The organism is Microbacterium sp. STRO-2N (assembly GCF_057747775.1).
Genome location: NZ_CM173223.1, coordinates 2,045,082 through 2,068,833, shown reverse-complemented (window position 1 = coordinate 2,068,833; position 23,752 = coordinate 2,045,082). Strand labels below are relative to the sequence as shown.

Genomic DNA, 23,752 nt, shown 5'->3' with positions numbered 1-23,752 from the left:
GGTCGCATGAGCAGCCGGATCGCCGTCGTCCCGGGATCGTTCGATCCGCCGACCCTCGGTCATCTCGATGTCATTCGTCGAGCGGCGGCGCTGTACGACCAGCTCCACGTGCTCGTGGTCCACAACCCGGGCAAGGAGGCGATGCTGCCTATCGCGCAGCGCCAGTCGCTCCTCGAGCAGTCGATCGCCGAGAGCGACATCGACGGCGAGGTCGTCGTGGCCTCGTGGAGCATGGGACTCCTCGTGGACTACGCGACCGACGTCGGTGCGAGCGTGCTCGTGAAGGGGATCCGTTCGCAGATCGACGTCGCGTACGAGACGCCGATGGCGATTGTCAACCGCCACCTCGCGCACATCGAGACCGTGTTCCTGCTTCCCGACCCGGCGCACGCTCTCGTGTCCAGCTCGCTGGTGCGGCAGGTCGCCTCCCTCGGCGGCGACGTCTCGCCGTTCGTTCCGCCCGCGGTCGCGCGGTTCCTCGACACCGGCGCGCGCGGCATCTGACGCGCTTCCCGGCGTCACGGCCGGCGCCCGGATCACCCAGCGCGGCTACGATGGGTTCTCGTGGTGAGAAAGCATGTGACGGGTCCGTTCGTCCTTCCCGTCCGGGACCTCGTGCATCGCCCCGGCGAGATGCGCGAGCACTCGCTCGAGATCCCGGCCCCCGCGAAGTGGGGCGAGGGACTGGTCGCCGTCGACGAGGGGGAGGAGCTCGCCGTCGACGTCCGACTGGAGTCGGTCCACGAGGGCATCCTGGTGTCCGGCGAGGTCGACACCGAGTACACCGGCGTCTGCAGCCGGTGCCTCACCGACATCGCCCAGGGGCTCCAAGTCGAGTTTCAGGAGCTTTTCGCGTATCCTGGGGACGAAGAAACTGACTTCGAGGTTCAAGACGACCACGTGGATCTTGAAACTCTGGTCAGGGAAGCTGTCGTCCTGGCGCTTCCGTTTCAGCCGGTGTGTCAGCCGGATTGCCCCGGCCTCGATCCGGCCACGGGCGAGCGGCTGACCGAGAGCGCCGGGTCAGAGCAGCGAGAGCCCCTCGATCCACGATGGGCTGCGCTCCAGGACTTCACCACGAGCCACGACGACGAAACACCGCGCTCCCGCGGCTGAACCGGCGTCGAGAACACAGAAGAGAGCAAGCTATGGCAGGCAACCCCCCGAAGCGGAAGGTCTCCCGTTCCAACACGCGCTCGCGTCGCGCGCAGTGGAAGGCCGAGGCCCCCACGCTCGTCAAGACCGTCGAGAACGGCAAGGTCGTCTACAGCCGCCCGCACCAGGCGAAGGTCGTCACCGACTCGCAGGGCACCGAGCTGTTCCTCGAGTACAAGGGCCGCAAGGTCGCCGACGTCTGATCGTCGCGCACCTGACGTGACCGACGTCGCTGCCGAGCGCACCGCGCTCGCAGAGCTCACGCAGAAGCTCGGGGTCGAGATCGACCCCGAGCTTCTGTCGCTCGCACTCACGCATCGCTCATGGGCGTACGAGAACGGGCAGGGCCCGCACAACGAGCGCCTCGAGTTCCTCGGCGACTCGGTGCTCGGACTCGCCGTGACCGTGCGCCTGTTCACGGGGCATCCCGACCTCGACGAAGGCGCCCTCGCTAAGCGTCGCGCGAGTGTCGTGTCGACGGTGGCCCTGGCCGAGATCGCCCGCGGCATCGGCCTCGGCGAGCACCTCCTGCTCGGTCGAGGCGAAGACCTCACCGGCGGCCGCGACAAGGATTCGATCCTCGCCGACACGATGGAGGCCATCATCGGCGCCGCCTACCTCTCGGTGGGGCCGGATGCCGCGACCGGCCTCGTGCTGCGGCTCGTCGAGCCGCTCCTCGCGGATCCCGAGCGCTACGGCGCCGCGATGGACCCGAAGACGGCGCTGCAGGAGATCGCCGCACGCGGTGGCCTCGAGCCGCCGGTGTACTCGGTGACCTCGACCGGTCCGGATCACGACCGGAGGTTCACGGCGACCGTCCTGATCGGCGACCTCTCGGCGGACGGCACGGGCACCAGCAAGAAGCACGCCGAGATGGCGGCCGCCCTCACCGCCTGGCGCGAGCTCAGCGGGCGTGCCTGAGCTCCCCGAAGTCGAGGTCGTCCGCGCCGGCCTCGCCCCGGCCGTCACGGGCGCGACAGTGACAGGGGTCGCCGTCCTCGACGAGCGTGCGCTGACGCGGCATTCCGGCGACGGCGCTCATTTCGAGGCTGCCCTCACCGGGCGGATCATCCGGGGCGCGGGTCGCCGCGGCAAGTTCCTGTGGCTGCCGATCGAGTCGGGCGGCGACCCGTCCGAGGCGGTCGTGGGGCACCTCGGCATGAGCGGCCAGCTGCTGCTGCGCGCTCCTGGCGCCGCGCCCGAACGCCACGAGCGCGTGCGGTTCGACATCGCGCATCCGCACCACGGCGAGCTGACGATCGTCTTCGCGGACCAGCGCACCTTCGGATCCCTGGCACTCGACCGCCTCGTGCCGACATCCGACGGCGCACCCGGCGGCTTCGGCATCGCCGAGGCATCCGTTCCCTCACAGGTCGCGCACATCGCCCGCGACCCGCTCGATCCCGCCTTCTCCGATGCCGGATTCCGCAGAGCGCTCGCGCGCAAGGACTCCGCGATCAAGCGCGTGCTGCTCGACCAGACCGTCGCGAGCGGGATCGGCAACATCTACGCCGACGAGTCGCTGTGGGCCGCGCGCATCCACCCCGAGACCCCGGCGCGACTGCTGTCGACCCGTGCCGTCGGACGACTGCTCGGGGAGGTGCGCCACGTGCTCGAGAAGGCGCTGGCCGAGGGCGGCACCAGCTTCGACGCGCAATACGTCAACGTGAACGGCCAGGCGGGCTACTTCGCCCACTCGCTCAACGCGTACGGCCGCACCGGAGAGCCCTGCCCCCGATGCGGCCGTCCGATCGTGCGCGTGTCGTTCACGAACCGCTCGAGCCACTTCTGCCCGCGCTGCCAGCGATCGCCCCGGACCTGAGTCCACGGCATCCGCCGGCTCACGCATCGAGGGTCTTCTTCCAGGCGCCCGCGTACGAGGCGGGGACGAACCCGATCGCCTCGTTGATGTCGAGCATGTGTCGGTTCTCCTCGGCGTTGAACGTGGACACGCGTGGCGACTCGGGCACGAGCCGCCGCCATCGAAGCAGGTTCGCGCACTTGACGATCGTGCCGAGGCGGTGCCCGCGATGCTCCTTCAGCACGAGGGTGCCGAACTGCTGCGTGGCGCCCCCGTGGTCCTCTGCGATAACGAGCTCGTTGTAGGCGGCGATCGTGCCGGTGGGCTCGTGGAGCACCGCCGCGACAGAGACCGTGAGCCCCTGCGCCCGCTGGCGGGCGTCGCGCCGCTGCACGCGGGCCGCGTCCCAGTGCTGCTCGTCGACGACGAGTCCGCCCTGCGGCGCGTCGGTCGACATGCGGGACAGCGCGTACGCGAAGCCGTCCACGTACTCGGGCGGCGTCGGTGCGGTCCAGGCGATCTGCCGGTAGTCGGGACCGGCGGCTGCGACCGCGTCGGCGAGCATGCGCTCGACGACCTGCAAGTCACCGGTGAGGTCGAACACGCTGTTGCGCTCGACCTGCTCGAGCGTGAATCCATTCGTCACCTGGAACACCGTCTGCCGGTCGTCCGCCGGGATCGCGCCCCAGCCGGTGGACGGGCTCAGCCGGTCGCCCGGCGTGCCGGGGCGATGGAGCGTCCACGTCTGGATCGTCGACAGTCCGCGCTCGCGGGCCTCCCGCTCGACCTCGGCGAGCAGCAGCTGCTCGACGCCGATGCCCCAGTGCGGCGGATCGACCATGAGGTCGAACTCCACCGCGGTGGCGCTGGGCTCGTTCGAGATCGTGAGCTGCACGACGCCCAGGACCTCGGCGTCGCGGAGCACCGCGAAGCCGACGTGGCTCCAGTCGGACTGGTCCTGCCAGAAGCCGAGCACCTCCTCCGGCTCCTGGTCCAGGTAGTCGTGACCGGCGTCGTGGCGGCACACCGCGTTGGCGATGCGGACCAGCTCCAGGAAGACGCGCGCGTCAGGCGACGCGAGCGACTCCGGCACGGCGACGCGCTGGACGGTGAGCACTCCGGCGTGTGCGAGATCAGTCATCGAGCACCTTCTTCCATGCGCCCTCGTATGCGATGGGCGCGAATCCGATCGCCTCGTTGATGTCGAGCATCGGGCGATTCTCCTCCGCGTTGTACGTGATCACACGCGGGGACTGCGGGGCGACCTCGCGCCACGACAGCAGCGCGGCGCATTTGACGAGGGTCCCGAGCTTGTGGCCCCTGTGCTCCTTGAGCACCAGCGTGTCCTCCTGATGCGTCGCCCCGGTGCGGTCCTTGCCGATGACGAGCTCGTTGAAGGCGCACAGCGTGCCGGTGGCGATGTGCTGCGCGGCCGTGACCTGCAGCGTGCGCCCGCTGTCGGTGTACCGCGCGTCGTGCTCGGCGATGCGGCCGGCGTCCCAGGTCTCCTCGTCGAACTCGAGGGCGGCGGACGGGGCGTCCGTCGACATGCGCGACTTCATCCAGGCGTAGCCGTCGACGAACTCGGGTGGCGTCGGCGCGGACCATTGCACGATCCGGTAGTCGGCGGACGCCGCGCGGGCCTCCACGAGCAGTCGCTCGACGCCGTCGAACGATCCGGTGAGGTCGAAGGCGCTGTTGCGCTCGACCTGCTCGAGCGCGTAGCCGTGGCGCAGGAAGAATCGCGCGACGTGATCCCGCGGGATCTCGCCGAATCCGGTCGGCGGGGCGAGCCGCGGCCCGGGCGCGGCGGGATGCTCCGCCCACGCCTGCAGCACGGAACGGCCGTTCTCGCGCGCGGTGCGCTCGACCAGCTCGTATGCGGCGGTGCCGATGCCGCGTCCCCACGTGTCGCGGAGCAGCTCGATGAGCCAGAATGCGACCTTCGAGCCCTTCTCCTTCGGCAGGTCGAGTCCGACGCGGCCGACGATCGCTCCATTGTCGAGGATCACCCACGCCAGGCGTTGCTCGTATGCGGTCGGACGATAGTGGGGGAGAAGCTCGTCGGCTTCGATGCGGTGGTCGTCGTGACCCGAGATCTCGCGGTAGATGGCGTTGCGCACGCGCGTCATCTCGGCGAAGTCCGCGGCGTCGGGCGAGTCGATGGAGTCCGGGATCACGAGAGGGCGGATCTCGATACCGGTGAGCGTCTTCATGTCGGTGCGTCCTTCAGAGTCGGAGTGAGCGGCGGATCGGGCGGGCCCGTCACCCGGAGGCCGGGTGACGGACCCGTCGGCGATCACTGGCGGGGCGCGAGCAGGAGTGCCTCGCGCAGGTGGGCTCGTGCGCTCTGCGCATTCGCCTCGTGGTGCCGGCGCGCGTGCGCGTGCCGGTGGCGGTCGTCCGCGAGCCGCGGGTTTCGCGTGCTCCACAGCAGCAGGCGGAGGCCCACGTGGAGTGCGACGCGGTCGAGGAGCGTAGTGCGCGTGTCGCGGCTCGAGAGTCGCAGCGTGTCCGACACGAGGTCGTCACGTTGATACGGCTCGTCGCGGCGCTGCGGCGCGAGAAGGGTGTTCATGGTTGTTCTCTTTCCGGATGGGTGAGGGATGCCGCGGGCGGGCACCCGGGGCGGAGATGTCGTGCCGCAGCACGACGGGTCGGAGGCAGGGAGGCGCGGCTGGCCGGTCGCTCGAGGGCGGCGTCCTCAGAAGGGACGGCGTCCGGGAACCGGAGCGGCGCGAAGCGAGGCTGCCCGAAGACGGGCAGAGTCCTCCCCTGCGCGGGTCAGATGGCGGCGGGGAAACGGCCGCTCAGCGTGGCGCCGAAGGAGAGGGTCCCCAGCGCGCACGGACGAATCGCTCCGCCTGCGGCGGCGATTCCAGTGGTGTTCATGTGCATCATCGGGGACCTCCTTTCTCGACTTCAGACGCGAAGAGTGACAGTAGCGCGATCCTGAGACCGGCGTCAAGCGTTTTCGCAGATTCGGGTGACGACGGGCGTGTCGCGGCATCCGGTCGCGCTCCGGCTCGCCTTCCCAGGAGCGGGCGCGACCTCGGGTAGCGTAGGCGGGTAATCGACCGGGTGGAGGGCGCATAAATGCACCTGAAGAGCGTGACGCTCAAAGGGTTCAAGTCGTTCGCCCAGCCGACGACGTTCGCGCTCGAACCCGGAGTGACCTGCATCGTCGGTCCCAACGGGTCCGGCAAGTCGAATGTCGTCGACGCGCTGGCCTGGGTGATGGGCGAGCAGGGGGCCAAGACGCTTCGCGGCGGCAAGATGGAGGACGTCATCTTCGCCGGCACCGCGACCCGCGGGCCGCTCGGTCGCGCCGAGGTGCAGCTGACCATCGACAACAGCGACGGCGCGCTGCCCATCGAGTACTCCGAGGTCACGATCAGCCGGACGCTGTTCCGCAACGGCACCAGCGAGTACGCGATCAACGGCGAGACGTGCCGACTGCTCGACGTGCAGGAGCTCCTGAGCGATTCGGGTCTCGGCCGCGAGATGCACGTCATCGTCGGTCAAGGACGCCTCGACAGCGTCCTGCAGGCGACGCCCGAGGACCGCCGTGGCTTCATCGAGGAGGCGGCGGGGATCCTCAAGCACCGGCGGCGCAAGGAGAAGACCCTCCGCAAGCTCGAGGCGATGGAGGCGAATCTGACCCGACTGAGCGATCTCGCGGGCGAACTCCGCCGGCAGCTCAAGCCCCTCGGCCGACAGGCTGAGATCGCGCGCGAGGCCGCGACCATCGCGGCGGTGGTCCGCGATGCCAAGGCCCGGCTGTTCGCGGACGAGATCGTCGCTCTGCGTGCCGAGCTCGCCTCGTACGCGCAGAGCGAGCACGAGCGCCACGCGGAGCGGATGGTGCTGCAGGAGCGGCTCGACAACGCGCGCGTCCGCATCGAGCAGCTCGAGAACGACCAGCGCTCCGAGTCCGTGGACCGTGCGCGCCGTGTCACCCATTCACTCGAGCGCGTGCAGGAGCGGCTGCGAAGCCTGTACGCACTCGCAGGCCAGCGCCTCGCGCTCCTCGGCGAGGCCGAGGACGAGGAGCGTATCGAGCTCACCACGGTGTCGCAGGCGATGATCGACGAGGCGCGTGCCGAGATCGGCACGATCGGCGACGGCTTGGGTGAGGCGCAGGATGCCGCGGCCGAGGCAGCGCGCGACGTGATCCGTGCGCGGGCCGAACTCGACGCGCTCGACGCCGACATCGCCGCTCAGAGCGCCCTCGTGTCGGAGCACGACATGCGCATCACGGCGCTCCGCGGCACCGCCGAGGCCGCCGCTTCGGCGCTCGCCGCCGTGCGCACCGCCGTCGAGCGGCAGCAGAAGGCGCTGGACGCGGCCGTCGCGCGCCGCGCCGAAGCCGAGGAGATCCTCGCCGGCGTCGACCCGGACCTCGTGCCCGAGGCATCGTCGGCGGATCACGCCGCCGCGTACGAGCGCGCCCAGCGCGAGGCGACGGAGGCGGAGTCGAACGTCGCCTCGCTCCGTGAACGACTCCACGCCGCGGAGCGCGAGCGCGAGGCGCTGATCGCGCAGACGGCGGCACTGAGCCGCGCGCTGGACGTGAAGAACGGCGCCTCGGCGCTGATCTCCGAGGGCCGCGCCGGCGTACGCGGGCTCGTCGGCGATGCGGTGCAGGTGAAGAGCGGGTACGAGGCGGCGATCGCGGCCGTGCTCGGTCCCGTCGCCGAAGGTGTGCTGGTCGACGACCCCGCAGCCGCCTTCGCGCTGGCCGACGATCTCCGGGGCGGCGATGCCGGCGTCGTCGACATCGTCATCGCGGCATCCGAGGCGACGCGGACTCGGTTCGCGCGAGTGCCCGGTATCGTGCCGGCACGCGACGTCGTCACCGCGCCCGAGGGAGTGCTCGGGCTGCTGTCGTACGTCGTCGTCGCCGACGACCTGGACGCCGTCCGCGGCGCCGGTCCCGCCCTCGCGGACGCGGGGGGCGGCGGGCCCCTCACGATCGTCACGCGTGCGGGCGAGGTCTACACCGGGCACTCCTTGCGCGCGGGCGCGGGCGCCTCCCGCTCACGTCTCGAACTCGCCGCTGAACGGGATGCCGCGGCGGATCGCCGCGACGAGATCGCCGTCGTCGTGGACTCGCTGCGTGACGCGCTCTCGGATGCGGCGCGCGATCTCGAGTCGGCGCGCCAGCGCACCAAGGCCGCCCTCGCGACTCTCCGCGAGCACGATGCGGCGCTGGCCGCACACGCGGAGCAGGTCAACCGGGCCACCGTTCGTCATGAGGCCGCGGTCGCCGAGTGCGATCGCCTGGCCGCGGGGCTCGCGCAGGCCGAGACGGCGGTGGCGGACGCGGAGGCATCCGCCCGCGTTGCCGAGGAGCAGCTCACCGCGGCACTCGAGGCGCCGAGACCCATCCTCGACGCCTCGGCCCGCGAGGGCATGCTGGCCGCACTCGACCAGGCGCGCGACGCCGAGATGCGGTCGCGCCTGGACGTCGAGACCCTGCGTGAGAGGATTCGCGCGGGAGAGGCTCGCGTCGTCGCGCTGGAGCGACAGCGGGAGCGTGAGCGGGAAGCTGCGGCCGAGGCTGCGCGCCGCGCCGTCGTTCGTCGGGCGCAGCGCGAGATCGCGGCCGGGGTGGCTGGACATCTCCCGGCGGTCATCGACTCCGTCGACCGCTCGCTGGCACAGGCCCGCGCCGAGCTGTCGGCCGCCGAGTCGGAGCGCGCCGCCCTCACGACCGAGCTCTCCGAGCTGCGCGTGCAGGAAGCGGCGGTGCGCGAGCGGCTCGCGGGCCTGACGGAGAGTGTGCACACGCTCGAGCTCCAGATCCACGAAAAGCGGCTCCACGCCACCGGTCTGCTGGAGCGCGTGCAGTCGGAGCTGGGCCTGGACGAGAACATTCTTGTATCGGAATATGGTCCCGATCAGCCTGTTCCCGTCGAGACGGCCGCCGATGGCGCGGACGATCCGGACGAGGCCGCGGAGCCGGCATCCGTTCCCTACGACCGTGCGCAGCAACGGCGACGACTGCAGGAGGCCGAGCGCAAGCTCGGTCAGCTCGGCCGCGTGAATCCGCTCGCGCTCGAGGAGTTCGAGGCGCTCGAGCAGCGGCACAAGTTCATGACCGAGCAGCTCGCCGATCTCACGCAGACGCGCAAGGACCTCCTCACGATCATCGAGGAGCTCGACGAGCGCATGCAGGAGATCTTCCTGGCCGCGTTCGAAGACACGAAGACGGCGTTCGGCGAGGTGTTCCCGATCCTCTTCCCCGGCGGCACCGGATCGATCGCGCTGACCGACCCGGACTCCCCGCTCACCACGGGCATCGAGGTCAGCGTGCGTCCGGTCGGCAAGAAGATCGAGCGGCTGTCACTGCTGTCCGGTGGGGAGCGATCGCTCGCCGCAGTGGCGCTCCTCACCGCGATCTTCAAGGCACGGCCGAGCCCGTTCTACATCCTCGACGAGGTCGAGGCCGCGCTCGACGACGCGAACCTCGGCCGGCTGCTCGGCGTGTTCGAGCAGCTCCGCGAGTCGAGCCAGCTGATCGTCATCACGCACCAGAAGCGCACCATGGAGATCGCCGATGCCCTCTACGGCGTCTCGATGCGACAGGACGGCGTGTCGGCTGTCGTCGGCCAGCGGATCGTCGAGCGTGCGGCAAGCTGACCGAACCGTAGGCTGGATCCCATGGCAGACAGCTCCTGGTCGCTCGGTCGCGCGCTGCGCGGCATGTTCGTCAAGCCCACGATCGACGAGAACACGTGGGACGACCTCGAGAGCGCGCTGCTGACGGCCGACTTCGGACCCGACATCACCGAGCGCATCGTCGACGAGCTGCGCGAGAAGGTCGAGCGGTTCCGCACCACCGACCCGCGTGACCTGCAGCGCATGCTGAAGGAGACGCTCGAAGAGCACTTCGCGAAGTTCGACACGACGCTGCGGCTCACCGAGCGCCCCGCGGTCGTGCTCGTGGTCGGCGTCAACGGCGTGGGCAAGACCACGACGATCGGCAAGTTCGCGAAGTTCCTGCAGCGCTACGGCCGTTCAGTCGTCGTCGGCGCGGCCGACACCTTCCGCGCCGCCGCCGTCGACCAGCTCGCGACGTGGGCCGAGCGGGGCGGAGCGACGATCGTGCGGCCTCAGCAGGAGGGTCAGGATCCGGCATCCGTCGCCTTCCAGACCATCGAGTACGCCAAGCGCACCGGCACCGAGATCGTGCTCGTCGACACCGCCGGCCGCCTTCACACCAAGGGCGGGCTCATGGACGAGCTCAGCAAGATCCGCCGCGTGATCGAGAAGCAGGCGCCGATCAGCGAGGTGCTCCTCGTGCTCGATGCCACCACGGGTCAGAACGGCGTGATGCAGGCGCAGGCCTTCCTGGAGCACGCGGGCGTCACGGGCCTCGTGCTCACCAAGCTGGACGGCTCGGCGAAGGGTGGATTCGTGCTCGCCGTGCAGGAGCGCACCGGCATCCCGGTGAAGCTACTCGGCCAGGGCGAGGGCATCGGCGATCTCACCGGATTCACGCCGCACGTCTTCGCGGCATCCCTCGTGGAGTGACGTCGACGGGGGATGTCCGGCGCCCGCGCGGCGGCGGCGGCGAGCCTCATCGCGTGCCTGCGAGGGCGGGATCCGCGCCACGCCAGGTTCGGGCTATCGCGGACGCGCCGGTTGCGGTTTCATGGGGACATGGCGATCGAGCACGACTATTTCGGACTCCTGGAATCGGGTCCTGACGGATCGATCTTCTGGTCGGAGAACGTCGAACTGGGCGACCAGTCGGTCACGGTGGATCTCACCGCGCCCGATCAGGACGACGTGTCGGAAGCCGCGCTCGACGTCGCGGCCGCACTGATCTCGTCGATCGAGGCCATCGACCGCAGCGCCCGCAACGCCATGGTGGACGAACTCAGCGATCGCACCAGCGAGGTCACCGAGTACATCCTGCAGCAGCAGGAGATCCTCGGGCACGCGCTCGAGCAGGTGCTCGTCGACATCTCGGGCGACGTGCACATCGACGTCATCCGCTCGCTGCAGCTGATGAGCATGACGATCCTCGCCGACGAGCACGGCGGCGCGGACCCGTTCGCCGTCCTCGAGTACGCGCTCGATCCGGACGCGACCGACGACGTGCTGCTGGTCAACCTCGACTCGGACGGCGCCGTGCTCTCGGTGACGAGCGCCGACTGACCTGAGTCGCGCGCCGGACGACTACACGGCTTGCGCGAACCCGCGCTCGACGTGCACGTCTTCGGCGATGTGCGCGAGGTGCGATGGGATCTCGCGTCCCTTCGACACCATCGACTGCGCCCACAGGCGACCCGCGCGATACGACGAGCGCACGAGCGGCCCGGCGAGCACGCCGAGGAAGCCGATGCGCTCGGCCTCGTCCTTGAACTCGACGAATTCCTGTGGCTTCACCCAGCGGGCGACGGGAAGATGGCGAGGCGACGGCCGCAGATACTGCGTGATCGTGATGATGTCGGTGCCCGCCTCGTGCAGGTCGCGCAGGGCCTGGACGACCTCCTCGGGCTCCTCGCCCATCCCGAGGATCAGATTGGACTTGGTGATGAGGCCGGCCGCGCGGGCCTGCGTGAGCACGCCGAGGGAGCGCTCGTAGCGGAATGCCGGGCGGATGCGCTTGAAGATGCGCGGAACCGTCTCGACGTTGTGCGCGAAGACCTCGGGACGGCTGTCGAAGACCTCGCCGAGCAGCGTCGGGTCGCCGTTGAAATCGGTCGCGAGGATCTCGACGCCCGTGCTCGGGTTCTGCGCGTGGATCTGCCGCACCGTCTCGGCGTGCAGCCACGCGCCGCCGTCGGGGAGGTCGTCACGGGCGACGCCGGTCACGGTGGCGTAGCGCAGCCGCATGCGCGTCACGCTCTCGGCGACGCGTCGCGGCTCGTCGACGTCGTAGTCGGCGGGCTTGCCGGTGTCGATCTGGCAGAAGTCGCACCTGCGCGTGCACTGCGATCCGCCGATCAGGAACGTGGCCTCGCGGTCCTCCCAGCACTCGTAGATGTTGGGGCAGCCGGCCTCCTGGCAGACCGTGTGCAGCTCCTCTGTCTTCACGAGCGAGTGCAGAGCCTGGTACTCCGGGCCCATCTTCGCCTTGGTCTTGATCCACTCCGGCTTGCGCTCGATGGGCGTCTGGGCGTTGCGCACCTCGAGGCGCAGCAGCTTGCGTCCGCCGGGTCCGGATGCCGGCGACGCGGCCGGGCCGGTGCCGCACGCGCTCACGCCGCGACCCCCGCGTACTCGTCGGCGAACACGCGCGAGACCGAGTCGAGGATGTCGCGTGGGGCGATGTGCGCTCCGGCGATCTCGCTGACGGTGGTGACCCCGGCATCCGTGATCCCGCACGGGATGATGCCGCGGAAGCCCGCGAGCGTGTTGTCGCAGTTGACGGCGAAGCCGTGCATCGTCACGCCCTTCTCGACGCGGACGCCGATGGCCGCGACCTTGTCCGCGGAGAGCGGCCGACGCACCCACACGCCGCTGCGACCCTCGACCTGATACCCGTCGACGCCGTGCTCGCGCAGGGCCGCGATGAGCAGACGCTCGATCCGGCGCACGTGCGCGACGACGTCCACGGGTTCGGGGAGGCGCACGATCGGGTATCCGACGAGCTGTCCTGGCCCATGCCACGTGATCTTGCCGCCGCGGTCGACGTCGATCACCGGTGTGCCGTCGGTGGGTCGCTCGTGCGGCTCCGTCCGCTTGCCGGCCGTGTAGACCGCCTCGTGCTCGAGCAGGAGGAGCGTGTCGGGCCGGTCGCCGGCGACCACCTCCGCATGGATGCGACGCTGCAGGTCCCATCCGTCGAGGTACGGCACGACGTCGGGGGAGAGGCCGACGGTCTGGATCTCGAGCATTGCGGCTCCTTCTCGCCTTGTGAGCAATTACTGGATCGCGTCCAACAATACGCCCTGGAGTCGTCGACGGATGCTGTGCGCTGCGCTCGCCCGATAGCGTGTCGTCGTGAACAGCAGCGGCCGGGTGGGCAGACCGAAGGCATCCTCGCGCGAGACTCTCGCCGAGGCGGCGTGCGAGCTCTTCCTCGAGAAGGGCTTCGAGGCGACATCGATCGCCGACATCACATCGCGCGCCGGCGTGAGCCGGTCGAGCTTCTTCAACTACTTCTCGTCGAAGTCCGACATCCTCTGGTCGGGTCTGGACGCGCGCATCACCGCCTTCGAGGGGCGTCTCGAGAGCGACGAGGCGGACGCCGTGGCGGTGGTGCGTGCGGCGGCGCTCGCGATCGCGGCAGGCTTCACACCCGACAGCCTCGCGCTCGGGATCGTGAACGCGGCGGCGATGGGCCTCGAGGACGAGCTGGAGCGCGAGGCCGCGCTGCGCCGGTCGCGCATCGCGCGCGCCGTCGCCGCACGGCTGGTGCGTGGCGGAGCGGACCGCCTGCGGGCCGAGGTGGCCGGCTCGGCGTGGGGCGGGGCGGTGCTCGCGGCGATCGAGGCGTGGGCCCATGACGGCGCCGGACGCACCTCGCTCGCCCGGTTCCTCGCACGAGCGGCGGATGCCGCGGCGCGGGTGCCCGCCGCGCAGGGCGAGGTCCGGCAGCTGCGGGTCGTCGTGACGGCACCCGACTTCGATGAGGCCCTGACGTTCTATCGCGACGTCGTCGGGATGCCGCAGTCCGAGGCGTACGAGGCCGAAGGAGGCGCGCGCGTCGCGATCCTCGACGCGGGCCGCGCGACCCTCGAGCTCTCCAACCCCGCGCAGGTGGCCTACATCGACCGCGTAGAGACCGACGGCGACGCGCCGAGCGATCGGATCCGCGTCGCTCTCGAAGTGGATGAGACCGCCGTGGCGGTGCCGCGGCTGGCAGCGGCGGGCGCCGCGGTCGAGGCATCCGCTCGACAGACTCCATGGCGCTCGCTGAACGCCCGCCTGCGCGGCCCGGCGGATCTGCAGGTGACGCTCTTCCAGGAGCTCGACCCCGAGTGACACGGTCGCCGCTCACGCCGACGACCGCACGCACGCACCGGCGGCTCGGGTTCGCCACGTAGAATCAGGGGATCATGGCGACTTTCGGCACCCTCTCCGACCGGCTCACCGAGACCTTCCGCAATCTCCGCAAGAAGGGGCAGCTCACACCTGCCGACGTCGACGGCACCGTCCGCGAGATCCGTCGTGCCCTGCTCGACGCGGACGTCGCGCTGCCGGTCGTCAAGGACTTCACGGCGAAGGTGCGCGAGCGCGCCCTCGGCGACGAGGTGAACCGCGCGCTGAACCCCGCGCAGCAGGTCGTGCAGATCGTCAACGAGGAGCTCATCGCGATTCTCGGCGGCGAGCAGCGGCGGCTGCAGTTCGCCAAGAACCCGCCGACCGTCATCATGCTCGCCGGACTCCAGGGCTCGGGAAAGACGACGTTCGCGGGCAAGCTCGCCCGCCAGCTCGAGAAGGACGGGCACACGCCGCTCCTGATCGCCGCCGACCTGCAGCGGCCCAACGCGGTGAACCAGCTCCAGGTCGTGGCCGAGCGCGCGGGCGCCGCGATCTACGCGCCCGAGCCGGGCAACGGCGTCGGCGACCCGGTCAAGGTCGCTCGCGACGGCGTCGAGGTCGCGCGCCGGCAGCAGCACGACGTGGTCATCATCGACACCGCCGGCCGCCTCGGCGTCGACGCCGAACTCATGAAGCAGGCGGCGGACATCCGCAAGGCCACCGATCCGGACGAGGTCCTGTTCGTCATCGACGCGATGATCGGACAGGACGCCGTCAACACCGCGAAGGCGTTCCAGGACGGCGTCGATTTCACCGGCGTCGTGCTCTCCAAGCTCGACGGCGACGCGCGCGGTGGAGCGGCGCTCTCGGTCGCCTCGGTCACCGGGCGCCCGATCATCTTCGCGTCGACCGGCGAGGGTCTCGACGACCTCGAGGCGTTCCATCCCGACCGCATGGCGTCGCGCATCCTCGACCTCGGCGACATCCTCACGCTCATCGAGCAGGCGCAGCAGGCGTTCGACGAGCAGGAGGCGATGAAGGTCGCCGAGAAGCTCGCGAGCGAGACCTTCACGCTCGAGGACTTCCTCGAGCAGATGCAGCAGATGAAGAAGATGGGCTCCATGAAGAAGATGCTCGGGATGCTCCCGGGCATGGGGTCCATGAAGGAGCAGCTCGAGAACTTCGACGAACGCGAGATCGACCGCACTGAGGCGATCATCCGCTCGATGACCCCGGGGGAGCGTCGCAACCCGAAGGTGCTCAACGGCTCTCGGCGCCTGCGCATCGCGCGCGGCTCGGGCATGACGGTGACCGACGTCAACCAGCTCGTGCAGCGCTTCGAGCAGGCCGCGAAGATGATGAAGACCGTGGCCCGCGGCGGTGTGCCGAACATCCCCGGCATGGGACCGATCCCCGGCGCCGGGCGCCCGGGCGCGTCGTCCAAGCGCGGCAAGCAGCAGAAGGCGAAGGGCTCCCGTTCGGGCAACCCCGCCAAGCGCGCCGCCGAGAACGCCGGCATCGCGGCGCAGGCCGCGCCCGCGCCCACCGGCTCCGGCTTCGGCCTGGGCGGCGGCGGCGCGAAGGGGCAGCCGAGCGAGGCGGACCTCGCCGAACTGCAGAAGCTCCTGGGGCGCGGCTGACCCTGCGCATCGGTCGGGCTCCGGCCCCCGGCATCCGTCGGCACCGCCCAATCGCCGGTGCAGGCTGAATCGCGAGACGAGGACGCGTGGACGGGATTCGCCCTCGTTTCGCGATCCTTCCTCGTTTCTCGATGCCTGATGCTGAGTCCGTCCCTCCACAGGCAAGCGAGCGGACGAGTTCTCCACGGGTTCTGGGTGACGGCGGCGAGATGAGCCTCCGGCACGCGCAGACTGCCATGCATGGCGAGCGGAGTCCTGTTCACGGAGTGGCTGCACCGACGTGGGGGGCTTGCGCACGGCTTCGACATCCGTGCGGCGGGGTACACGATCAACGACGTGCGGTCAGCGATCGGCCGAGGACACGTCCGTCGCATACGGCGCACGTGGCTCGTAACCCCGCGCGCCGACCCGGCCGCCGTGAAGGCGGTGGATGCGGGCGGGAGGCTGACGTGCCTATCCGAGGCGTCGCGAGCCGACTTGTGGACCCCCGACCACACCGACCTCCATGTGAGCGTGCGTCCGACGTCATCGGCTCGCAAGCCCTCGGCGACGACGTTCCACTGGTCGCCCGGTCCCATGCCGGTGGCGCGACACGCGTGGCGGGAGCCGCTGATCAATGTGCTCGCGCATGTCGCCACGTGCGTCGCACGTGAGCATGCTCTCGCGGTCTGGGAGTCCGCGCTGCGCAAACGCCTCGTGACCCGCGACGAACTGACGCAGGTGGCATGGAAGGGCCCGAGGGCACGGGAGCTCGCCGAGCTCGCCTCACTGCTGTCGGACTCCGGACTGGAGACGTACGTCGTCGAACGCCTGCGCCCGTTCGGACTATCCCTGCGGCAGCAGGTGCTTCTCGAGGGCCACCGCGTCGACATCCTCATCGGGCGCCGGCTCGTCGTGCAGGTCGACGGGTTCGAGTTCCATCGCGATGCGAAGGACCGTCGCCGCGACATCTCGCACGACGCGCGGCTCGCTCTTCGCGGCTACACCGTGCTGCGGTTCGACTACGCCCAGATCCTTTTCGGCTGGCCTCAGGTCGAGTCCACGATACTCACGGCGGTGGCGCAGGGCCGTCACGTCGCTCGATGATCGAGGCCAGGACGCATCACGAATCGAGGATGCTTCAGCGCGAGGCATCCTCGTTTCGAGACTCCTCCTCGGCTGGACGCCGGGTCAGGGGGTCGTCGAAGCCAGGTGCTCACGCAGCGTCGGGCCGGAGCGGAACTCGCCGACGAGGTGCCGCACGACCTCGCGCAGGTCTCCCTCGGCGGAATCCGCGACCGCGAGCTGGCGCGCGTAGCTCGCGCCCTGCGTGAGGATCGTCTCGATGCCGGCGAGCTCGCGCGCGCACTTCAGCTCGACCGCGATGTCGGCGACCTGCTCGAGCGTGTCGCGCAGGTGCTCGGCGACGGGGCGCTGCGTGCCCAGATGGTCGACGATGATGCGCGCGTCGAGACCATAGCGGGCCGCGCGCCACTTGTTCTCTCGGGTGAACCATGGCTGGATCGTCTCGAGCGGCAGGCCCTCGTCGAGGCGACGCGAGAAGTGCTCGACGAGCACCTGCACGAGTGCTCCGATCGCGGCGAGCTCGGGGAGGGTCGACATTCCGTCGCACGCGCGGACCTCGATCGTGCCCCAGCGGGGCGCCGGACGGATGTCCCACCGCACCTCGGTGGCGTCCTCCATGACTCCGGTCCGCACCATGTCGTCGAGATAGCCCTCGAACTGCGCCCAGTCGTCGAGCGGCCACGGCAGGCCGGCCGTCGGCAGCTGCTGGAACACCAGCGCGCGGTTCGAGGCGTATCCGGTGCGCTCGCCGGCCCAGAAGGGGCTCGAGGCCGACAGTGCCTGCAGGTGCGGCAGGTACACCGAGAGCGCGTTCATGATGGGGAACACCTTGTTGACGTCCTCGACGCCCACGTGCACATGGATGCCCCAGATCATCATGTTCCGCCCCCACCACTGCGTGCGCTCGATGAGCTTGTGGTAGCGGGTCTTGTCGGTGACGCTCTGCTGGTACCACTGCGCGAACGGGTGGCTGCCCGCGCACAGCAGATCGATGCCTTCGCGGTCGGTGAAGGTCCGCACCGCGGCGATCGCATCGGCGATGTCGTCGACGGCGGCCGCGACGGTGTCGCCCACGCCGCTGGTCACCTCGACGGTGTTCGTCAGCAGCTCGCCGGTCACGGTGTACCGCTCGAGCGACGAGTCCTCCTCGATCGCCGCCAGCACGTCGGGGGCACGGGGGAGCAGGTCGCCGGTCTCGCCATCCGCGAGCATGATCTCCCACTCCAGACCGACCGACGAACGGGCTGATGTCGCGAAGGGCACCGTCATTCGCACAGTCTGACACGCGGATGCCGCCATCGACGCGGTTCGCGGCATCCCTCGTCATCTGGCAGAATAAAGGGTCGGACCGACCGCTCGACCCTCTATCCAGCGCTTCGGTCCTCCTCTGAGCTCCCGCCGGGTGTGCACCCCACTCTCCAGGCGACAGGTTCGTTCACTTCCCACACATTCAGGAGAATCGTGGCTGTCAAGATCCGTCTCAAGCGCCTCGGCAAGATCCGTGCGCCCTACTACCGCATCGTCGTGGCCGACTCGCGCACCAAGCGCGATGGTCGTGTCATCGAGGAGATCGGCAAGTACCACCCCACCGAGCAGCCCTCGTTGATCGAGGTCGACTCGGAGCGTGCACAGTACTGGCTGGGTGTCGGCGCGCAGCCGACCGAGCAGGTGCTCGCTCTTCTCAAGCTGACCGGCGACTGGGGCAAGTTCAAGGGCGACGCGAACGCCGTCTCGACCGTCCAGGTCAAGGAGGAGAAGGCCGCGTTCGAGGTCGACTCCGCCAAGAAGTCCGTCGTCAAGCCCAAGGCCGAGAAGAAGGCCGAGGAGCCCGCAGAGGCTCCCGCCGACGAGGCGACCGACGCGGCTGAGGCCGCCGAGTCCGCAGAGTAATCCGTTGCTCGCCGCCGCGCTCGAGCACGTCGTCAAGGGGATCGTCGATCACCCCGATGACGTCCGCATCGACTCGTCCACGTCGTCTCGCGGCGACGTGCTCGAGGTGCACGTCCACCCCGATGACCGGGGTCGCGTGATCGGGCGCGGCGGCCGCACGGCCAAAGCCCTGCGCACTCTCATCAGCGCCCTCGCCGACGGCCGCCGCGTGCGCGTCGACGTCGCGGATGACTGAGATGGCAGGCGAAGACAGGGCCGACGAGCCGCAGGCTTCGGATCGGCCCAGTGCACCTGCCGTGCCCCCGGGCAAGGCTGGCAAGACGCAGCTGCGCGTCGGCCGCCTGGTGAAGGCGCACGGGCTCAAGGGCGCCCTCAAGCTCGAGCTGTACACCGACGATCCCGAGGGTCGGTTCGTTCCGGGGGCGACGTTCACGCTTCAGGTGCCGGAATCCTCGCCGTGGCACGGGAAGCCCCTCACGGTGCGAGAGTTCCGTTGGATGAACAGTCATCCCGTGGCGTTCTTCGAGGGCGTCGAGGACCGGACCGCGGCTGAGGGCCTGGTCCGCGCGATCCTCTGGATCGACGAGGACCCGCAGTCCGCTCCCACCGAGGACGATGCGTGGTTCGATCACCAGCTGGTCGGGCTCGACGTCATCCGTGACGGCGTCGTCGTCGGCCGGGTCGTGCGCGTCGATCATCTCCCGGCCCAGGATCTTCTGATCGTGAAGCCCGCGACCGGCGACGCCGACGAGGTGCTCGTGCCGTTCGTGAAGGCGATCGTGCCCGAGGTGGACGTCCCCGGCGGTCGCGTCGTCGTGACCCCTCCGCCCGGACTGTTCGAAGAGCTTCCCGCCGACGAAGAGGCCGCTCCGGCCGCGGCCGATGAGGGCGAAGACGCCGACTGAGCCTCGGCTCTCACTTCCGCCGCGCCGACGGCGTGCAGCAGATGTGATCTGCGGGAAACACGACGGGAAAGCCACCGGAACCTCCGTGGGGGATCCTCGGAGGCATGGCCGACGTCGGGTCCGTGGTTCGCACGGTGTGCTCGTACTGCGGCGTGGGCTGCGGCATCGCCGTCACGACGTCGCGCCCTGAGCCGGGGCATCCGCTGCGCGTCTCGAAAGTCGCAGGAGACGCGACGCATCCGACGAATGCCGGCCGACTGTGCACGAAGGGTGCCACGCACGCGGAGCTGATGGCGGCTCCCGGGCGCATGACCTCGGCCCACGTGCGGCCGGCGCGCGGCGAGGCTCCTGTGCCCGTTCCCCTCGGCCAGGCGGTGACGGATGCCGGACGCCGGCTTCGCGCGATCGTCGACGAGCACGGAGCCGATGCCGTCGCCGTGTATGTGTCGGGGCAGATGAGCCTCGAGGCCCAGTACCTCGCGAACAAGCTCGTGAAGGGCTACATCCGGGGCATCCACATCGAGTCGAACTCGCGCCTGTGCATGGCCTCGGCCGGCACCGGCTACAAGCAGTCGCTCGGCGCGGACGGTCCCCCCGGTTCGTACGAGGACTTCGACCGGGCCGACCTCTTCTTCGTCATCGGCTCTAACACCGCGGACTGCCATCCGATCCTCTTCCTGCGCATGGCGGACCGGCTGAAGCAGGGCGCGCGGCTCATCGTCGTCGATCCCCGGCGCACGGCCACCGCCGACCGCGCCGATCTCTTCCTGCAGATCGCGCCCGGCACCGACCTGGCCCTGCTGAACGGCCTCCTGCACCTGCTCATGGAGTCGGGTGACATCGACGAGGAGTTCATCGCGGCGCACACCGACGGCTGGGATGCCATGCCCGCGTTCCTCGCGGACTACACGCCCGACCGCGTGGCGGCGATCACTGGGCTCGCCGAGGCCGACATCCGCACTGCAGCGCAGTGGATCGGGGAGGCCGGCGAGTGGATGACGCTGTGGACGATGGGCCTCAACCAGTCGACCCATGGCACGTGGAGCACGAACGCCATCTGCAATCTGCACCTCGCCACCGGTGCGATCTGCCGTCCGGGCAGCGGACCGTTCTCGCTCACAGGCCAGCCGAACGCGATGGGCGGCCGGGAGATGGGCTATATGGGCCCCGGCCTCCCCGGGCAGCGAGCCGTCTTCAGCCCTGCCGACCGCGCGTTCGTCGAGGAGGCGTGGGGCCTCGAGGCCGGCGCCCTCCGAACCGAGGCGGGCTCCGGCACGATCGACATGTACCGCCGGATTGCCGCGGGCGAGATCAAGGCGGCCTGGATCATCTGCTCGAACCCGGTCGCGTCGGTCGCGAACCGCAGGACGGTCATCGAGGCGCTCGAGACCGCCGAGCTGGTGATCGCGCAGGACGTGTACACCGAGACAGCCACGAACGCGTACGCCGACATCCTGCTGCCGGCGACGCTGTGGGTCGAGTCCGACGGGGTCACCGTGAACAGCGACCGCACGCTGACGCTCGTGCAGCAGGTCGTCGAGGCGCCGGGCGATGCGCAGCCGGACTGGCTCACGATCTGTCAGGTCGCACGGGCGATGGGCTACGACGAAGGCTTCGACTTCTCGTCGAGTGAGGAGGTCTTCGACGAGATCCGGCGCTTCTGGAATCCGCAGACCGGGTGGGACGTGCGCGGGGTCACGTACGAGCGCCTCCGCCGGACGCCGGTGCAATGGCCCGCCCCTCCCGACGACGCCGTGGCACGGCATCCGATCCGGTACCTCAACGACGGGGTCAGCCAGCGGCTGCACGTCGAACCGGACGGCACGGCCCCGCGGCTGGCGTTCGCGACGCCGTCGCGTCGCGCGCAGTTCCTGGCGCGACCGCATATGGACCCGGCGGAGCTCCCCGACGACGACTACCCCTGGGTGCTCAACACCGGGCGCGTGCAGCACCAGTGGCACACGATGACGAAGACCGGCAAGGTCGCGAAGCTCAACAGACTCAACCCCGGACCGTTCGTCGAGCTGCATCCGATCGATGCCGACACGCACGCCATCGCTCCGGGTGACCAGGTCGAGGTCTCGTCGCGGCGCGGACGCTTCCTCGCCCCCGCGGTCGTCACCGACCGGGTCCGGCCGGGGAACGTCTTCGCGCCCTTCCACTGGAACGACGAGCACGGTGAGTACGTCACGGTCAACGCGGTCACCAGCGACGCGGTCGACGAGGACTCGGCGCAGCCGGAGCTCAAGTTCGCGGCGGTGACACTGAGGCGCGTCGGGCCCGCAGCCGCGCCGGTCGACGGCGAGGCGTCCTCGGGCGACGTCACGGCAGCGGAGGAGGCGCTGGCGCGCGCCGGGGTGGGGCTCGGCATGGTTCCGACGCTCTCGGACCGCGAGAGCGCGTATATCGCGGGCTTCCTCTCGACGCTGCGATCGCGCTCGCTCGCGCCAGGCGAGGTGCCGGTCCTGCCCGTCGAATCCCCGCTCGGAGCGATCGCGAGGGCGTGGTTCGACGGGGTCCTGGCAGGCGCGTACTCGCGCACGGCGATCGGGTCCGGTGCGGCAGCCGCGACTCCGGCCGACGAGGTCGTGGTGCTGTGGGGCTCGCAGACGGGCAACGCCGAGGAGTTCGCCGCGAGCACGGCGGGAGCGCTCGCGGCCCGCGGCATCCCGGCGCGCACGCGCAGCATGTCGGAGGTGAGAGCCGCCGAGCTCGCCGCGGTGCGGCGGCTTCTGGTCATCACCTCGACGTTCGGCGACGGCGGCCCGCCCGACAACGGCGCCGATCTGTGGCGCGAGCTGAGCGCCGACGGCGCGCCTGCACTGACCGGCCTGCAGTATGCCGTGCTCGCGATGGGCGACTCCAACTACGACGACTTCTGCGGCCACGGCCGCCGGATCGACGACCGGCTCGGCGAGCTCGGCGCGACGGCGCTCATGGACCGCGTCGACCTCGAGCCCGACTTCGACCAGCCCGCGGCGGCATGGCTCGCGCAGGTGGTCGAACTGCTGGCGGAGGGGACGGATGTCGCAGCCGCGGCGCCGGCGGCCCTCGCGGTGGCGCCGACGCGACGCCTGTTCACGCGGTCGAACCCGGTCCGCGCCACGCTGGTGCGTGACGAGCTGCTGAGCGGCGCGGGCTCGAAGAAGGAGGTGCGACGCTTCGCGTTCGACCTGTCGGACTCCGGCGCGGCGTACGAGGCCGGCGACTCGCTCGGGGTGGTGTGCGCCAACAGTCCCGGGGTCGTGGCGGAGTGGCTCGAGGCCACCGGCATCCCGGCCGCGACGATCGTCGAGATCGACGGTGAGGAGCGCACCTTCGGCGACGCCCTGCGCACGCGGCTCGACATCACGAGGACCCCCACCGACCTCGTGCGCTTCATCGCAGAACGCCGCGACGACACGACTCTCACGGCGTTGCTGCGTCGCGAGAACAAGGGCAGGCTGGACCAGTTCCTGTGGAGCCAGCAGGCCGTGGACCTCGTGCGCGACCATCCCGTGCAGGCCTCCGCGGCCGAATGGGTCGAGGTGCTCAAGCGGCTCCAGCCCCGGCAGTACTCGATCTCGTCGAGTCCCAAGACCGATCCCGACACCGTCGAGCTCACCGTGTCGGTGGTGCGCTTCGAGACCGAGTCGGGTCGCGCACGCGGCGGGGTGTGCTCGACCTTCCTCGCCGGCGGGCTGGGGGAGTCGGCCCCCGTGTACCTGCAGAGGACTCCGGGATTCCGGCCTCCGAGGGCATCCGACGCGCCGATGATCATGATCGGCCCCGGCACCGGCGTCGCGCCGTTCCGCGGATTCCTGCACGATCGCCGCGCCGACGGTCATACCGGCCGCAACTGGCTCTTCTTCGGCGAGCAGCACGAGGCGAGCGACTTCTACTATCGCGACGAGCTGCTCGAGATGCACGAGGACGGCTTCCTCACGCGCCTCGACCTCGCCTTCTCGCGTGACCAGCGCCAGAAGATCTACGTGCAGGACCGCATGATCGAGCATGGCGCCCAGGTGTGGCGCTGGATCGAGGAGGGTGCGCACGTGTACGTGTGCGGCGATGCGGCGCGCATGGCGCGGGACGTCGACGCGACGCTCGTCACGATCGCCCAGCAGCACGGCGGGCTGTCGGAGGACGACGCCATCGAGTACAAGCAGCGGCTTGCGGCCGATGGCCGCTACGCCCGCGACGTCTACTGAGCCCGGATTCCCGCCCCCGCCCTGCATGTTCCCGTTCTTTCGCCTTCATGTCCCGACTTCGGTCGCATGACGAGCTCCTTGCGAACGAAAGCGGGACACGCTGACGACGGGATGCCGGGGGGGCAATGAAGACGAAGAGAAGCGGATGCCTCGAATCGAGGC

21 protein-coding genes are annotated in these 23,752 nt (G+C 70.1%); 15 read left to right on the top strand and 6 right to left on the bottom strand.

Going from position 1 to position 23,752, the window contains the following annotated elements:
- Positions 1-6: 6 nt before the first annotated feature.
- From coaD to mutM, 5 genes are all read left to right on the top strand, one after another.
- On the top strand, positions 7-504 hold the full coding sequence (gene coaD / locus AC3ANN_RS09655; protein ID WP_488340753.1) for a pantetheine-phosphate adenylyltransferase: 498 nt from the start codon (positions 7-9) through the stop codon (positions 502-504).
- Between the two features lie 129 nt (positions 505-633).
- Entirely contained in the window at positions 634-1,116 is a 483-nt protein-coding gene (locus AC3ANN_RS09650) for a YceD family protein (RefSeq protein WP_488340752.1), read from the top strand.
- 32 nt (positions 1,117-1,148) lie between these two features.
- Positions 1,149-1,358: a 50S ribosomal protein L32 gene (gene rpmF, locus AC3ANN_RS09645; protein ID WP_127818873.1), complete on the top strand. Its 210-nt coding sequence runs from the start codon at positions 1,149-1,151 to the stop codon at positions 1,356-1,358.
- A 16-nt stretch (positions 1,359-1,374) separates the two neighbouring features.
- Positions 1,375-2,076 carry a ribonuclease III gene (rnc, locus tag AC3ANN_RS09640; protein WP_488340751.1) on the top strand — a complete coding sequence of 234 codons (702 nt, stop codon included), beginning with the start codon at positions 1,375-1,377 and terminating at the stop codon, positions 2,074-2,076.
- Positions 2,069-2,977 carry a bifunctional DNA-formamidopyrimidine glycosylase/DNA-(apurinic or apyrimidinic site) lyase gene (mutM, locus tag AC3ANN_RS09635; RefSeq protein ID WP_488340750.1) on the top strand — a complete coding sequence of 303 codons (909 nt, stop codon included), beginning with the start codon at positions 2,069-2,071 and terminating at the stop codon, positions 2,975-2,977. The genes rnc and mutM overlap by 8 nt, the downstream gene beginning before the upstream one ends.
- Positions 2,978-2,996: 19 nt before the next feature.
- Here mutM and AC3ANN_RS09630 read toward each other — a convergent pair whose 3' ends face one another.
- The 3 genes from AC3ANN_RS09630 to AC3ANN_RS09620 form a co-directional block, all read right to left on the bottom strand.
- Positions 2,997-4,097 carry a GNAT family N-acetyltransferase gene (locus AC3ANN_RS09630; RefSeq protein WP_488340749.1) on the bottom strand — a complete coding sequence of 367 codons (1,101 nt, stop codon included), beginning with the start codon at positions 4,095-4,097 and terminating at the stop codon, positions 2,997-2,999.
- Positions 4,090-5,172: a GNAT family N-acetyltransferase gene (locus AC3ANN_RS09625; protein WP_488340748.1), complete on the bottom strand. Its 1,083-nt coding sequence runs from the start codon at positions 5,170-5,172 to the stop codon at positions 4,090-4,092. The genes AC3ANN_RS09630 and AC3ANN_RS09625 overlap by 8 nt, the downstream gene beginning before the upstream one ends.
- Positions 5,173-5,255: 83 nt before the next feature.
- The gene (locus tag AC3ANN_RS09620) at positions 5,256-5,534 is read right to left on the bottom strand and encodes a hypothetical protein (RefSeq protein WP_488340747.1); all 279 of its coding nucleotides are present in this window, start codon (positions 5,532-5,534) and stop codon (positions 5,256-5,258) included.
- Between the two features lie 518 nt (positions 5,535-6,052).
- Here AC3ANN_RS09620 and smc point away from each other — a divergent pair.
- The 3 genes from smc to AC3ANN_RS09605 all read left to right on the top strand — a co-directional run bounded on the left by smc (position 6,053) and on the right by AC3ANN_RS09605 (position 11,125).
- Positions 6,053-9,601 carry a chromosome segregation protein SMC gene (gene smc / locus AC3ANN_RS09615; protein ID WP_488340746.1) on the top strand — a complete coding sequence of 1,183 codons (3,549 nt, stop codon included), beginning with the start codon at positions 6,053-6,055 and terminating at the stop codon, positions 9,599-9,601.
- Between the two features lie 21 nt (positions 9,602-9,622).
- A complete protein-coding gene (gene ftsY, locus AC3ANN_RS09610; protein ID WP_488340745.1) occupies positions 9,623-10,495 on the top strand; it encodes a signal recognition particle-docking protein FtsY in 873 nt (290 codons plus the stop codon).
- Positions 10,496-10,624: 129 nt separating this feature from the next.
- Positions 10,625-11,125, top strand: coding sequence for a DUF2004 domain-containing protein (locus AC3ANN_RS09605; protein ID WP_488340744.1), 501 nt, complete (start codon positions 10,625-10,627; stop codon positions 11,123-11,125).
- Positions 11,126-11,146: 21 nt separating this feature from the next.
- Here AC3ANN_RS09605 and lipA read toward each other — a convergent pair whose 3' ends face one another.
- Both lipA and lipB read right to left on the bottom strand, forming a co-directional pair.
- Positions 11,147-12,175: a lipoyl synthase gene (lipA, locus tag AC3ANN_RS09600; RefSeq protein WP_488340743.1), complete on the bottom strand. Its 1,029-nt coding sequence runs from the start codon at positions 12,173-12,175 to the stop codon at positions 11,147-11,149.
- Complete coding sequence (gene lipB / locus AC3ANN_RS09595) at positions 12,172-12,810, bottom strand: lipoyl(octanoyl) transferase LipB (RefSeq protein WP_488340742.1); 639 nt, start codon at positions 12,808-12,810, stop codon at positions 12,172-12,174. Before lipB ends, lipA begins: the two co-directional genes overlap by 4 nt.
- Positions 12,811-12,916: 106 nt before the next feature.
- Here lipB and AC3ANN_RS09590 point away from each other — a divergent pair, with 106 nt between their 5' ends.
- The 3 genes from AC3ANN_RS09590 (at position 12,917) to AC3ANN_RS09580 (ending at position 16,626) form a co-directional block, all read left to right on the top strand.
- Positions 12,917-13,900, top strand: coding sequence for a TetR family transcriptional regulator (locus AC3ANN_RS09590; protein WP_488340741.1), 984 nt, complete (start codon positions 12,917-12,919; stop codon positions 13,898-13,900).
- Between the two features lie 74 nt (positions 13,901-13,974).
- Entirely contained in the window at positions 13,975-15,540 is a 1,566-nt protein-coding gene (gene ffh, locus AC3ANN_RS09585) for a signal recognition particle protein (RefSeq protein WP_488340740.1), read from the top strand.
- A 240-nt stretch (positions 15,541-15,780) separates the two neighbouring features.
- Positions 15,781-16,626: an endonuclease domain-containing protein gene (locus AC3ANN_RS09580; RefSeq protein ID WP_488340739.1), complete on the top strand. Its 846-nt coding sequence runs from the start codon at positions 15,781-15,783 to the stop codon at positions 16,624-16,626.
- An 84-nt stretch (positions 16,627-16,710) separates the two neighbouring features.
- Here AC3ANN_RS09580 and AC3ANN_RS09575 read toward each other — a convergent pair whose 3' ends face one another.
- Positions 16,711-17,874: a glutamate--cysteine ligase gene (locus AC3ANN_RS09575; protein ID WP_488340738.1), complete on the bottom strand. Its 1,164-nt coding sequence runs from the start codon at positions 17,872-17,874 to the stop codon at positions 16,711-16,713.
- Between the two features lie 192 nt (positions 17,875-18,066).
- Here AC3ANN_RS09575 and rpsP point away from each other — a divergent pair, with 192 nt between their 5' ends.
- The 4 genes from rpsP (at position 18,067) to AC3ANN_RS09555 (ending at position 23,590) form a co-directional block, all read left to right on the top strand.
- On the top strand, positions 18,067-18,495 hold the full coding sequence (rpsP, locus tag AC3ANN_RS09570; RefSeq protein ID WP_488340737.1) for a 30S ribosomal protein S16: 429 nt from the start codon (positions 18,067-18,069) through the stop codon (positions 18,493-18,495).
- Between the two features lie 4 nt (positions 18,496-18,499).
- A complete protein-coding gene (locus tag AC3ANN_RS09565; protein WP_127819708.1) occupies positions 18,500-18,730 on the top strand; it encodes an RNA-binding protein in 231 nt (76 codons plus the stop codon).
- 1 nt (position 18,731) lies between these two features.
- Positions 18,732-19,400 (top strand): ribosome maturation factor RimM, encoded by a 669-nt coding sequence (gene rimM / locus AC3ANN_RS09560; RefSeq protein WP_488340810.1) that lies wholly within the window; start codon positions 18,732-18,734, stop codon positions 19,398-19,400.
- 104 nt (positions 19,401-19,504) lie between these two features.
- The gene (locus AC3ANN_RS09555) at positions 19,505-23,590 is read left to right on the top strand and encodes a bifunctional nitrate reductase/sulfite reductase flavoprotein subunit alpha (RefSeq protein WP_488340736.1); all 4,086 of its coding nucleotides are present in this window, start codon (positions 19,505-19,507) and stop codon (positions 23,588-23,590) included.
- Positions 23,591-23,752: the final 162 nt, after the last annotated feature.

What these genes read in the sequence shown, in the direction of transcription:
- AC3ANN_RS09580 (WP_488340739.1), top strand. Translation starts at nt 15,781, where the DNA reads ATGGCGAGCGGAGTCCTGTTCACGGAGTGGCTGCACCGACGTGGGGGG.
- ftsY (WP_488340745.1), top strand. Translation starts at nt 9,623, where the DNA reads ATGGCAGACAGCTCCTGGTCGCTCGGTCGCGCGCTGCGCGGCATGTTC.
- rimM (WP_488340810.1), top strand. Translation starts at nt 18,732, where the DNA reads ATGGCAGGCGAAGACAGGGCCGACGAGCCGCAGGCTTCGGATCGGCCC.
- coaD (WP_488340753.1), top strand. Translation starts at nt 7, where the DNA reads ATGAGCAGCCGGATCGCCGTCGTCCCGGGATCGTTCGATCCGCCGACC.
- lipB (WP_488340742.1), bottom strand. Translation starts at nt 12,810, where the DNA reads ATGCTCGAGATCCAGACCGTCGGCCTCTCCCCCGACGTCGTGCCGTAC.
- AC3ANN_RS09620 (WP_488340747.1), bottom strand. Translation starts at nt 5,534, where the DNA reads ATGAACACCCTTCTCGCGCCGCAGCGCCGCGACGAGCCGTATCAACGT.
- AC3ANN_RS09650 (WP_488340752.1), top strand. Translation starts at nt 634, where the DNA reads ATGCGCGAGCACTCGCTCGAGATCCCGGCCCCCGCGAAGTGGGGCGAG.
- AC3ANN_RS09630 (WP_488340749.1), bottom strand. Translation starts at nt 4,097, where the DNA reads ATGACTGATCTCGCACACGCCGGAGTGCTCACCGTCCAGCGCGTCGCC.
- AC3ANN_RS09575 (WP_488340738.1), bottom strand. Translation starts at nt 17,874, where the DNA reads ATGACGGTGCCCTTCGCGACATCAGCCCGTTCGTCGGTCGGTCTGGAG.
- ffh (WP_488340740.1), top strand. Translation starts at nt 13,975, where the DNA reads ATGGCGACTTTCGGCACCCTCTCCGACCGGCTCACCGAGACCTTCCGC.
- AC3ANN_RS09605 (WP_488340744.1), top strand. Translation starts at nt 10,625, where the DNA reads ATGGCGATCGAGCACGACTATTTCGGACTCCTGGAATCGGGTCCTGAC.
- rpmF (WP_127818873.1), top strand. Translation starts at nt 1,149, where the DNA reads ATGGCAGGCAACCCCCCGAAGCGGAAGGTCTCCCGTTCCAACACGCGC.
- smc (WP_488340746.1), top strand. Translation starts at nt 6,053, where the DNA reads ATGCACCTGAAGAGCGTGACGCTCAAAGGGTTCAAGTCGTTCGCCCAG.
- AC3ANN_RS09625 (WP_488340748.1), bottom strand. Translation starts at nt 5,172, where the DNA reads ATGAAGACGCTCACCGGTATCGAGATCCGCCCTCTCGTGATCCCGGAC.
- AC3ANN_RS09555 (WP_488340736.1), top strand. Translation starts at nt 19,505, where the DNA reads ATGGCCGACGTCGGGTCCGTGGTTCGCACGGTGTGCTCGTACTGCGGC.